Origin of the sequence: Streptomyces cynarae (assembly GCF_025642135.1) — a bacterium.
GTDB lineage: Bacteria > Actinomycetota > Actinomycetes > Streptomycetales > Streptomycetaceae > Streptomyces > Streptomyces cynarae.
This window is the reverse complement of sequence record NZ_CP106793.1, coordinates 4,058,962-4,070,270: the sequence shown is the minus strand read 5'-3', so window position 1 is coordinate 4,070,270 and position 11,309 is coordinate 4,058,962. Positions and strand designations below refer to the sequence as shown.

At 72.2% G+C, this 11,309-nt stretch carries 8 protein-coding genes and 1 pseudogene; 5 read left to right on the top strand and 4 right to left on the bottom strand.

Features of this window, described 5'->3' with window-relative positions:
- Positions 1–18: 18 nt before the first annotated feature.
- The 4 genes and pseudogenes from N8I84_RS18620 to N8I84_RS18605 form a co-directional block, all read right to left on the bottom strand.
- Positions 19–117 (bottom strand): annotated as a pseudogene (locus N8I84_RS18620) (phosphotransferase-like protein); the annotation flags it as partial.
- 178 nt (positions 118–295) lie between these two features.
- On the bottom strand, positions 296–1,252 hold the full coding sequence (locus N8I84_RS18615) for an EamA family transporter (protein ID WP_263230598.1): 957 nt from the start codon (positions 1,250–1,252) through the stop codon (positions 296–298).
- Between the two features lie 120 nt (positions 1,253–1,372).
- Positions 1,373–3,415: an ABC transporter ATP-binding protein gene (locus N8I84_RS18610; RefSeq protein ID WP_263230597.1), complete on the bottom strand. Its 2,043-nt coding sequence runs from the start codon at positions 3,413–3,415 to the stop codon at positions 1,373–1,375.
- Positions 3,416–3,563: 148 nt separating this feature from the next.
- Positions 3,564–3,692, bottom strand: coding sequence for a hypothetical protein (locus N8I84_RS18605; protein WP_263230596.1), 129 nt, complete (start codon positions 3,690–3,692; stop codon positions 3,564–3,566).
- A 339-nt stretch (positions 3,693–4,031) separates the two neighbouring features.
- Here N8I84_RS18605 and N8I84_RS18600 point away from each other — a divergent pair, with 339 nt between their 5' ends.
- The 5 genes from N8I84_RS18600 (at position 4,032) to N8I84_RS18580 (ending at position 11,299) form a co-directional block, all read left to right on the top strand.
- Positions 4,032–4,826, top strand: coding sequence for a TIGR03084 family metal-binding protein (locus N8I84_RS18600; RefSeq protein WP_263230595.1), 795 nt, complete (start codon positions 4,032–4,034; stop codon positions 4,824–4,826).
- Positions 4,823–6,601, top strand: a complete 1,779-nt coding sequence (locus N8I84_RS18595; protein WP_263230594.1) for an acyclic terpene utilization AtuA family protein — start codon at positions 4,823–4,825, stop codon at positions 6,599–6,601. The genes N8I84_RS18600 and N8I84_RS18595 overlap by 4 nt, the downstream gene beginning before the upstream one ends.
- Positions 6,598–8,196: an acyl-CoA carboxylase subunit beta gene (locus N8I84_RS18590; protein ID WP_263230593.1), complete on the top strand. Its 1,599-nt coding sequence runs from the start codon at positions 6,598–6,600 to the stop codon at positions 8,194–8,196. Before N8I84_RS18595 ends, N8I84_RS18590 begins: the two co-directional genes overlap by 4 nt.
- Positions 8,197–8,227: 31 nt before the next feature.
- Positions 8,228–10,069: an acetyl/propionyl/methylcrotonyl-CoA carboxylase subunit alpha gene (locus tag N8I84_RS18585; RefSeq protein ID WP_263230592.1), complete on the top strand. Its 1,842-nt coding sequence runs from the start codon at positions 8,228–8,230 to the stop codon at positions 10,067–10,069.
- 96 nt (positions 10,070–10,165) lie between these two features.
- Positions 10,166–11,299 carry an acyl-CoA dehydrogenase family protein gene (locus tag N8I84_RS18580; RefSeq protein WP_263230591.1) on the top strand — a complete coding sequence of 378 codons (1,134 nt, stop codon included), beginning with the start codon at positions 10,166–10,168 and terminating at the stop codon, positions 11,297–11,299.
- The last annotated feature ends 10 nt before the right edge of the window (positions 11,300–11,309 follow it).

The window sequence follows — 11,309 nt, the reverse complement described above, 5'->3', positions numbered from 1 at the left end:
GGCAGGGCCGTCGGGCGTGAGGAAGACGTCATCGACGACGACCCGGGCAGCCGCACGGGCCATGGCGGCGCCCCCTTCCCTCCATGCTGCTTCCAGCTCGCGGAACGCCGGCCCGATGTGCGCGCGGACGTGTCCACGGAGGGGGTGTACCGGCTGAACTGCGACACCTTCGGGAAATGTGTCGCACCGCCGCCGCGCAACCCGCCGCACTCCGCGATGGGGCGGCGGCTCGCCCGTCCGTCCCGACGCCGGAGGCCGGGCGCGAAGCCGTCCTCGCCGACAGCCGCCCCGGGGCCTATGCCTCCGGCTCCGCCGTCCTCACCCTGCCCCGCCCGACCTGCGTCCGCACCGCCCCCATGCTCGCCGCGATGACCAACGTGATCGCCACCGCCTGGGTCGCGGTCAGGGACTGGCCGAGGATCAGGAAGCCCGCCGTCGCCGCGAGGGCCGGCTCCAGGCTCATCAGGATCGCGAAGGTGGAGGCGGGCAGGCGGCGCAGGGCGAGGAGCTCCAGGGTGTAGGGCAGGACCGAGGAGAGCATCGCCACGGCCGCGCCGAGTCCGATCGTCACCGGTACGAGCAGCCTCGTGCCGGACTCGGCGATCCCCAGCGGCACGAACAGCACCGCCGCGACCGCCATCGCGAGCGCCAGGCCGTCGGCCTGCGGGAAGCGCCGTCCGGTACGGGCGCTGAAGACGATGTACGCCGCCCACATCGCGCCCGCCGACAGGGCGAAGGCGACACCCGCCGGGTCCAGGTCGCCGAAGCCTCCGCCACCCAGCAGGAACACGCCGGCCAGGGCGAGGGCCGCCCAGACCACGTTCACCGCGCGGCGGGAGGCCAGCACCGAGAGGGCCAGCGGGCCGAGGACCTCCAACGTGACGGCGGGGCCCAGCGGGATGCGGGCGACGGCCTGATAGAAGAGGCCGTTCATCGCGGCCATGGTGACGCCGAAGACGACGACCGTGCCCCAGTCGGCGCGCGAGTGCCCGCGCAGCCGGGGCCGGCACACCAGGAGCAGGACGATCGCTGCCACCACCAGTCGCAGGGTGACGACCCCCAGTGCACCGGCTCGCGGCATGAGGCTCACCGCGAGCGCGCCGCCGAACTGGACCGAGACGCCTCCGGCGAGCACCAGGCCGACGGGCCCGAGGGAACCCCGCAGCCGAGGACCGCCGGGCGCCACCGGAGCGGTCGAGGCGGGGGGCGCCGCCGGAGAGGCGGCGGAGGCTGCGGTGCTGGGCGTGTTCACGGGGCCTTCCAGGTGCTGTGCGGAGATCGTGCAGCTTGGTGTACCTGGAAGTCCAGGGTAGTGGACTTCGTCATGTGTGTGAAGCGGTTATGGGCCTGTACCCCCGGCCGCCGAACGGTGTCAGCCTCCGTGCCGGGGCCGCTCGTCACGGAAGAGCGGGCGGCCGTCCGGGAGTTGGTGGGGCACGGCCCCGGGGGATTTCCCGGGGAACCCGTACGGCACGTACGGGTCGGGTGCCGGCCGGCCGACCTGCTGCCCCGCCGGGGCCCCGGCCGCGTACTCCGCCGGAACCGCTGCGGGCACCTCCGCCGGTTCAGGGAACAGCGGCAGCCGCAGCTCCGCCGTGTCCATGTTCACGTTGTTCTGCGAGCGGTGCAGCCGGGAGTACGCTCCGCCCCACGCCAGCAGCACCTCGTGGCGGCCCGTCTCGACGATGCGTCCCTGGTCGACGACGAGGATGCGATCGGCGTCGGGCGCCAGGTTCAGATCGTGCGTGATCATGATCGTCGTACGGCCGGTCATCAGGCGCCGCAGCGGTTTGACGACCCGGCGTGCCGCCATCGCGTCCAGGCCCGTCGTCGGTTCGTCCAGCACGAGGACGGGCGCGTCGCGCAGGATGGCGCGCGCGATCGCGAGCCGTTGCAGCTGACCGCCGGACAGCCGGGCGGAGTTGGGGTCGACCTTGGTCCCGTACCCCTCGGGGAGCCGCATGATGAAGTCGTGCGCGTCCGCCGCCCGTGCCGCCTCGATGATCGCCTGCTCGCCGGCGCCGGGCCGGCCGCAGGCGATGTTCGCGCGGACCGTGTCGTGCAGGACGAGGGTCTCCTGCGGCAGCAGCGTGACGTACTCGCGCAGCCGTGCCAGCGGGAAGTCGCCGATCGGGGTTCCGTCGAGGAACACCGCGCCGGAGTCGGGGTCGTAGAAGCGCAGCAGCATCTTGGAGACCGTGGACTTACCGGCGCCGCTCGGTCCGGTGATGATCACCAACTCGCCGGGGCGCACGGAGAACGACAGTCCCTCCAACGCCATCCGGTCCGCCCCCGGGTAGCGGAAGTACACGTCCCGCACCTCCACCGACCCGTCGGGCCGCCCCGCCGGCGCCCGGTCCGAACGCGCCGGATCGCTCACCGCCAGCCGTACGTCCAGGATCTCGATCAGCCGTTCGGCCCCGGCCGTCGCGGCCGTCACCGTGAGCCCGAGCTGCGCGAGGCCCCGCACCGGCGGGTAGAGGTAGCCGAGGAAGGCCGCGAACGCGAGCAACTGGCCGAGCGTCATCCGCCCCGCGGAGATCTCCCAGGCGCCGAGCCCGATCACCGTGAGCACGCACACGGTCTCGATGACCTGCACGAGTTGCTCGTACAACTCGCTCAGTCGGGCCGAGCGCACCGACGCCCGGAACCAGGCGTTCGCCTCCTGCCCGAGCCGCCGCCGCTCGGCGGCGCGGCGGTCGTACGCCTGGGTGAGCACGATGTTGCCCAGCGACTCCTCCACCACGGAGGTGATCGCGCCGTCCGCGACCCGGCCCTCGCGCGAGACCGTCTTGATGCTTCCCGAGAAGCGCCGGGCGGCCAGCCAGAACAGCGGCGCCAGTACGAAGGTCGCCGCCGCGAGGTCCCAGCGCAGCCAGAACGCGGCGGCCGCGTAGAAGACGGCGCTGAAAGCGGCCGAGGCGGCTCCGACCAGCCCGGACACCACCATCGTCTCGATCGCCTCGACGTCGCCGGTCAGCCGGGACAGCAGGTCGCCCTGCCGGTGGCGTTGGAAGAAGTGCGGCGGCAACTGCTGGACGTGGTCGAAGACGTGCTCGCGCAGCCGCATCACGAAACGCTCGGTGATCCAGGTGGCCAGGGAGTTGCCCGCGTACCCGATGGCCGCGCCGAGCACGGCGACCACGAGCCACTCGGCGGCCGGCGCCCAGAACGCGCTCAGCGAGCCCTTCTGCAGCGCGTGGTCGGTGAGTTCGCTGAACAGCAGGATGGCGGCGGTCTCGGCGAGCGCGGCGAGCACCGTGCACCCCCAGACGATCGCCAGCCGGCCCCGCAGCCCCCTGGTCATCGGCCAGAAGCGCCGGAAGGCGGTGCGGGCGGGGATCGTGGGGGTGTCGTTCTCCTCGCGGTCCGCGTACTCGTCCGCGTGGTCCTCGTACTGATCAGTCCTGGTCATGCCCAGAGGTTCTGTCACGGGGATTGGTCGGCCCTTTGAGTGATCTCGGCACAGGCTGTGAAATGCAGCCGAAATCGGCCGGGAAAAGCGCGAAAGAGGGCCGACGGTGTACCCGTCGGCCCTCTTCGCGGTTACCGGATTACCGGATTCAGTGGTCGTGGCCGGGCAGCGGCTGGGGCAGCGGCTTCGGCTGGTGCTTCTTCTTCGGCTTCGGCGGGGGCGGGAGCTGCTTGGCCTTGGGCTTCGGGGGCAGCGGGGCAAGCTTCTTGAAGCTCATTTCCGTCTCCTTGCGGGTTTCTCGATATTGCCGTGGTGCGAGAATTCTCGGCGGACGGAGCGGGAATTCCGGATCGCTTGTCCCGGGAATTCCTTCGCCGCCCGACACGGAAGAACTTACACGGCCCGGGACCGCAAAACGGCAAGGAACTGCAAACGGGGGCTGTGAAAACCTTGGGAATTGCTGGCAGTCGGTCACGGAAGCTGAGCGTTGGTTGTTCCCGAGGCCCCTGCCTGTGAGCCCCCTGAGCGTCGACGATCCATGCAAGCACGCTTGCTTGTTTCTCCGCCCGCTGCCATGCTCCCCACGCACACCGTCGTGCCCCGAGGGGAGCGCATCGTGTCCGACGTATCGTCCGTGATCGACGACCTGGGCCGGGAGAGCGAGGAACTCGACCGACTGGTGGCCGAGTCGGGGGAGGACGGCTGGGCGTTGGACACCCCCGCCGAGGGCTGGACCATCGCCCACCAGATCGCGCACCTCGCCTGGACCGACCGCGCCGCCCTGCTGGCCGTCACGGACCCGGAGGCCTTCGCGACGGAGGTCGAGAAGGCCCTCGCGTCGCCCGGCACCTGGGTCGACGAGGCCGCACGCGAGGAAGCCGGGCGCCCGCCCGCCGAACTGCTCGCCCGGTGGCGCGAGGGCCGCGCCGCGCTCGACCGGGCCCTGCGCCAGGCACCGCGCGGCGCCCGCTTCCCCTGGTACGGGCCGCCCATGTCGACCGCCTCCATGGCCACCGCCCGCCTGATGGAGACCTGGGCCCACGGCCTGGACGTGGCGGACGCGCTCGGTGTGGCGCCCGCGCCCACGGCCCGGCTCCGGCACATCGCCCGGCTCGGATTCCGCACCCGCGACTTCTCCTACGCGGTCCACGGACTGCCCGCTCCCGCCGACCCGTTCCACGTCGAACTCCTCGCTCCGAACGGGGACGTGTGGACGTACGGCCCCGAAGACGCCCCGCAGCGCGTCACCGGACCCGCCCTCGACTTCTGCCTCCTGGTCACCCAACGCGCCCACCGCGCCGACCTCGCCCTGCGCGCCGAGGGCCCGGACGCCGACCACTGGCTGGACATCGCGCAGGCCTTCGCGGGCCCACCGGGCAGCGGACGCCCGGCGAAGGGAGCCTCCCGGTGACGACCCCGCCTGCCCTGCGCATAGGCAACGCCTCCGGCTTCTACGGCGACCGTTTCGACGCCCTGCGCGAGATGCTCACCGGCGGCCCCCTCGACGTCGTCACCGGCGACTACCTCGCCGAGCTGACCATGCTGATACTCGGCCGCGACCGCCTGAAGAACCCCGGCGGCGGCTACGCGCGCACGTTCCTCGGTCAGTTGGAGGAGTGCCTCGGCCTCGCCCACGAGCGGGGCGTGCGGATCGTGGCCAACGCGGGCGGCCTCGACCCGGCCGGTCTCGCCGAGCGGGTACGGGAGTTGGCGGGGCGTCTCGGCATACCCGTCCGGGTGGCGCACGTCGAGGGCGACGACCTCACCGCGTCCCTCCCCCAAGGTCTCGACTTCGCTAGACCAGGGGGGACCCCCACCGGCGCCCTCACCGCCCACGCCTACCTCGGCGGGCACGGGATCGCCGCGTGTCTGCGCGAGGGCGCCGACGTCGTGGTCACCGGGCGCGTGACGGATGCGGCGCTGGTCACCGGGCCTGCCGTCGCCCACTTCGGGTGGGGGCCCGAGGAGTACGACCGGCTGGCGGGCGCGGTCGTCGCCGGGCACGTCCTGGAGTGCGGGGCGCAGGCCACCGGCGGCAACTACGCCTTCTTCGCCGACCATCCGCCCGAGCGGCTGCACCGGCCCGGCTTCCCGCTCGCCGAACTGCACGAGGACGGCAGCAGCGTCATCACCAAGCACGACGGCACCGGCGGCGTCGTGGACGTCGGCACGGTCACCGCACAGCTGCTGTACGAGACGGCCGGCGCCCGGTACGCGGGCCCCGACGTCACCGCCCGGTTGGACACCGTCCGGCTCACCCAGGAGGGGCCCGACCGGGTGCGGATCGACGGCGTGCGGGGGGAGGCACCGCCGCCCACCCTGAAGGTCGGCCTCAGCAGGCTCGGCGGCTTCCGCAACGAGGTCACCTTCGTGCTGACCGGGCTCGACATCGAGGCCAAGGCCGCGCTCGTGAGGGCGCAGATGGAGGCGGCCCTGGACGCGGCCAAATCCCTCCCTCAAGCTCTCGGCTCCGCTCGAGCAGGGGGGACCCCCATCGCCGAGGTGCGCTGGGAGCTGGCCCGCACCGATCACCCGGACGCGCCCACCGAGGAGACCGCGAGCGCCCTGCTGCGGCTCGTCGTACGGGACCCGGTCCAGGAGGCCGTGGGCCGTGCGCTCACCGGCGCCGCCGTCGAACTGGCGCTCGCCAGCTACCCCGGCTTCCATGTGGTCGCCCCACCGGGGAAGGGCGAACCGTATGGAGTCTTCGAGTCGGCCACCGTCGACCGTGGTGCCGTAGACCATGTGGCGGTCCTCCACGACGGCCGCCGTATCCCCGTGCCGTCGGCCCAGAACACCCGCGTACTCGACGACGTGCCGGAACCGCCCCTGCCCGAGCCGCTGCCCCCGGGACCCACCCGCCGCGCACCCCTCGGTCTCGTGGCAGGAGCCCGCAGCGGCGACAAGGGCGGCAGCGCCAACGTCGGAGTCTGGGTCCGCACCGACGAAGCCTGGCGCTGGCTCGCCCACGCCCTCACCGTCGACCGCTTCCGCGCACTGCTCCCGGAGACGGCCAACCTGCCCGTCGTACGCCACGTCCTGCCCGGCCTGCGCGCCCTGAACTTCGTCGTCGAGGGCATCCTCGGCGAGGGCGTCGCCGCGCGGCACCGGTTCGACCCGCAGGCCAAGGGCCTCGGCGAATGGCTGCGCGCCCGCCACCTGGAGATACCGGAGGCCCTTCTGTGACCGTCCTGTCGTCGGCGCTGGACCCCCGAAGCCCCGACCACCTCGCCCACCGCGACGCCATGCTCGCCAAACTCGCCGAGCTGGACGCCGAGCACGCCAAGGCGCTGGCGGGCGGCGGCGAGAAGTACGTCGCCCGCCACCGCGCACGCGGCAAGCTGCTCGCCCGTGAGCGGATCGAACTCCTCCTCGACCCCGACACACCGTTCCTCGAACTGTCCCCGCTGGCCGCCTGGGGCAGCGACTACACGGTCGGCGCCTCCCTCGTCACCGGCATCGGGGTGGTCGAGGGCGTCGAGTGCCTGATCACCGCCAACGACCCCACCGTGCGGGGCGGCGCCAGCAACCCGTGGAGCCTGAAGAAGGCCCTGCGCGCCAACGACATCGCGCTCGCCAACCGGCTGCCCTGCATCAGCCTCGTGGAGTCGGGGGGCGCCGACCTGCCGTCCCAGAAGGAGATCTTCATCCCCGGGGGCGCCGTCTTCCGGGACCTGACCCGCCTGTCCGCCGCCGGCATCCCGACCCTCGCGGTCGTCTTCGGCAACTCCACGGCCGGGGGCGCGTACATCCCCGGCATGTCCGACCACGTGATCATGGTCAAGGAGCGCGCCAAGGTGTTCCTCGGCGGGCCGCCGCTGGTGAAGATGGCCACCGGCGAGGAGAGTGACGACGAGTCCCTGGGCGGCGCCGAGATGCACGCGCGTGTGTCGGGCCTCGCCGACCACTACGCGGTCGACGAGCAGGACGCTATCCGGCAGGCCCGTCGTGTGGTCGCCCGCCTGAACCACCGCAAGGCGTACGCCGACCCGGGCCCGGCGGCCCCTCCGAAGTACGACCAGGAGGAACTCCTCGGGGTCGTGCCCGGCGACCTGAAGGTGCCCTTCGACCCGCGCGAGGTCATCGCCCGCATCGTCGACGCCTCCGACTTCGACGAGTTCAAACCGCTGTACGGGACCAGCCTGTGCACCGGATGGGCCGCCCTGCACGGCTACCCGATCGGCATCCTGGCGAACGCCCAGGGGGTGCTGTTCAGCGAGGAGTCCCAGAAAGCGGCCCAGTTCATCCAGCTCGCCAACCAGCGCGACATCCCGCTCCTCTTCCTGCACAACACCACCGGCTACATGGTCGGCAGGGAGTACGAGCAGGGCGGCATCATCAAACACGGCGCGATGATGATCAACGCCGTCAGCAATTCGACGGTGCCGCACCTGTCGGTCCTGATGGGCGCCTCGTACGGCGCCGGGCACTACGGCATGTGCGGACGGGCCTACGACCCGCGCTTCCTGTTCGCCTGGCCCAGCGCCAAGTCGGCGGTCATGGGCCCCCAGCAGCTCGCGGGCGTCCTGTCGATCGTCGCCCGGCAGTCGGCGGCGGCCAAGGGGCAGCCGTACGACGAGGACGCCGACGCCGCCCTGCGCGCCATGGTGGAGCAGCAGATCGAGTCCGAGTCCCTGCCGATGTTCCTCTCCGGGCGGCTGTACGACGACGGGGTCATCGACCCGCGCGACACCCGCACCGTCCTCGGCCTGTGCCTGTCCGCGATCCACACCGCGCCCTACCAGGGCGCGCGTGGCGGGTTCGGCGTCTTCCGGATGTGAGGCCCTGATGCCCCCGATGCCCTCGAGGCCCGTGATCACTTCCGTCCTGGTGGCGAACCGCGGCGAGATCGCCTGCCGTATCGCCCGCACCTGCCGCGACCTGGGCATCCGTACGGTCGCCGTGCACTCGGACGCCGACGAGAACGCGCTCCACGCGCGCGTGACCGACGCGGCCGTACGCCTTCCCGGCGCGGCACCCGCCGACACCTATCTGCGTGGCGACCTGATCGTCGAGGCCGCCCTCGCGTCCGGCGCCGACGCCGTGCACCCCGGCTACGGCTTCCTCTCCGAGAACGCCGACTTCGCGCGCGCCGTGCGGGACGCGGGCCTGGTGTGGATCGGGCCGCCGCCGGAGGCGATCGAGGCGATGGCGTCCAAGACACGCGCGAAGAAGCTGATGGGCCTCGAACCGCTCACCTCCGTGACGGAGGCCGACCTGCCGGTCCTGGTGAAGGCGGCGGCGGGCGGCGGCGGACGCGGCATGCGGATCGTACGGCGACTGGCCGACCTGGACGCCGAACTGACGGCCGCACGTGCGGAGGCACGCGGCGCCTTCGGCGACGACGAGGTGTTCATCGAGCCGTACGTCGAGGGCGGACGCCACGTCGAGGTGCAGATCCTCGCCGACGCCCACGGCACGGTGTGGGCGCTCGGCACCCGGGACTGCTCCCTCCAGCGCCGCCACCAGAAGGTGATCGAGGAGGCCCCCGCCCCCGGACTGGCCCCCGAACTCGAGGAAGCCCTGCGCTCGATGGCCGTACGGGCCGCCCGTGCCGTCGACTATGTGGGCGCGGGCACGGTCGAGTTCCTGGTCGCCGGGGACAGGGCGCACTTCCTGGAGATGAACACCCGTCTCCAGGTGGAACACCCGGTCACCGAGGCGGTGTTCGGGATCGACCTGGTGGCCCTGCAGATCCGGGTCGCGGAAGGCGCGGCACTGGACGACGAGCCGCCACGCGTGCGCGGGCACGCGATCGAGGCCCGCCTCTACGCCGAGGACCCGGCCCGGGACTGGGCCCCGCAGACCGGCACCCTCCACCGCATGGCCGTACCCGGGGTACGCCTCGACACGGGATACACGGACGGCGACACCATCGGCGTCCACTACGACCCCATGCTCGCCAAGGCCGTCGCCCACGCCCCCACCCGCGCGGAGGCGATCCGGAAGCTGGCGGGTGCCCTGGAGCGCGCCGAGGTCCACGGTCCGGTGACGAACCGGGACCTGCTGGTCCGCTCCCTGCGCCACGAGGAGTTCACGGCGGCGCGGATGGACACCGGCTTCTACGACCGCCACCTCGCCGTCCTCACCGAGTCCGCCCCCGACCCGTACGCCCCCCTGGCCGCCGCGCTCGCGGACGCCCACGGCCGCTCACGGTTCGGCGGCTGGCGCAATCTGCCGTCGCAGCCGCAGACCAAGCGGTACCGCATGGCGGGCGAGGAGCACGAGGTCCACTACCGGCACACGCGCGGGGGCCTGGCGGCGGACGGGGCGCGGGTGGTGCACGCCGACGCGCACCTGGTGATCCTCGAGGTGGACGGCGTACGCAGGAGGTTCCCGGTGGCCCGCTACGGCGACGAGGTGTACGTCGGCTCGACGGCCCTGGCGGCCCTGCCCCGCTTCAACGAACCCACGGCGGCCCATGCCCCGGGCTCCCTGCTGGCCCCGATGCCCGGCACGGTCGTACGGATCGCGGAGGGGCTGACGGCCGGCGCGACGGTACAGGCCGGGCAGCCCCTGCTCTGGCTGGAGGCGATGAAGATGGAACACAAGATCACAGCCCCGGCCACAGGGACGGTCACGGCCCTGCACGCCGCTCTTGGCCAGCAGGTCGAGGTTGGGGCTCTGTTGGCAGTGGTTCAAAGCACCGAGTAGGGAAGCGCCCCGTCAGGGGCGCGGGGCTGTATCGATATGCGGCCACCGCCGCGTGAGCGCGAGCAACCAAAACGGACCCGCACCCGGGAGACAACAATGAGCCCCCTCATCGAATCCGAAGAACAAAAAGCCCTCCGCGCAGCGGTAGCCACCCTCGGCACCCGCCACGGCCGCAACCACGACCCCGTCGAACTCTGGTCGGAAGCCGCCAAGCTCGGCTACCTCGGCGTCAACCTGCCGGAGGCACACGGTGGCGGAGGCGGCGGCATAGCCGACCTCTCCATCGTCCTCGAAGAGCTGGGCGCAGCCGGCTGCCCCCTGCTCATGCTCGTCGTCTCACCCGCCATCTGCGGCACGGTCATAGCCCGCTTCGGCACCGAGGAACAGAAACAGACCTGGCTCCCTGGAATCGCCGAGGGCACTCGCATCATGGCCTTCGGCATCACCGAACCCGACGCCGGCTCCAACTCCCACCGCATCACCACCACCGCCCGCCGCGACGGCGACGACTGGATCCTGAACGGCCGCAAGGTGTTCATCTCCGGCGTCGACATCGCGGACGCGACCCTCATCGTCGGCCGCACCGAGGACGCCCGCACCGGAAACCTCAAGCCCTGCCTGTTCATCGTCCCCCGCGACGCGCCCGGGTTCGAGCGGCGGCAGATCGACATGGAACTCACCGGCCGGGAGAAGCAGTTCGAGCTGACCCTGGACGACGTACGGCTGCCCGCCGACGCCCTCGTCGGCGACGAGGACGCCGGGCTCCTCCAGCTCTTCGCCGGCCTCAACCCCGAACGCATCATGACGGCCGCCTTCGCGATCGGCCTCGGCCGCTACGCGGTCTCCCGTGCCGTGGAGTACGCGCGCGACCGTACCGTCTGGCGGCAGCCCATCGGCGCCCACCAGGCGATCGCGCACCCTCTGGCGCAGGCGCACATCGACCTGGAACTGGCCCGCCTGATGATGCAGAAGGCCGCCTTCCTCTACGACTCCGGGGACGACACGGCCGCCGGGGAGGCCGCCAACATGGCCAAGTACGCGGCCGGGGAGGCCTGTGTGAAGGCCGTCGACCAGGCCGTGCACACCCTCGGCGGCAACGGCCTCACCCGCGAGTTCGGGCTCGCCTCCCTCATCACGGTCGCGCGCGTGTCTCGTATCGCACCGGTGAGCCGGGAGATGATTCTCAACTACGTCTCCCACCAGAGTCTGGGCCTGCCCAAGTCGTACTGACGGCCGGCGC

Coding starts and splice junctions, on each gene's coding strand:
- N8I84_RS18605 (WP_263230596.1), bottom strand. CDS start 3,692: ATGAGCTTCAAGAAGCTTGCCCCGCTGCCCCCGAAGCCCAAGGCCAAG.
- N8I84_RS18580 (WP_263230591.1), top strand. CDS start 10,166: ATGAGCCCCCTCATCGAATCCGAAGAACAAAAAGCCCTCCGCGCAGCG.
- N8I84_RS18610 (WP_263230597.1), bottom strand. CDS start 3,415: ATGACCAGGACTGATCAGTACGAGGACCACGCGGACGAGTACGCGGAC.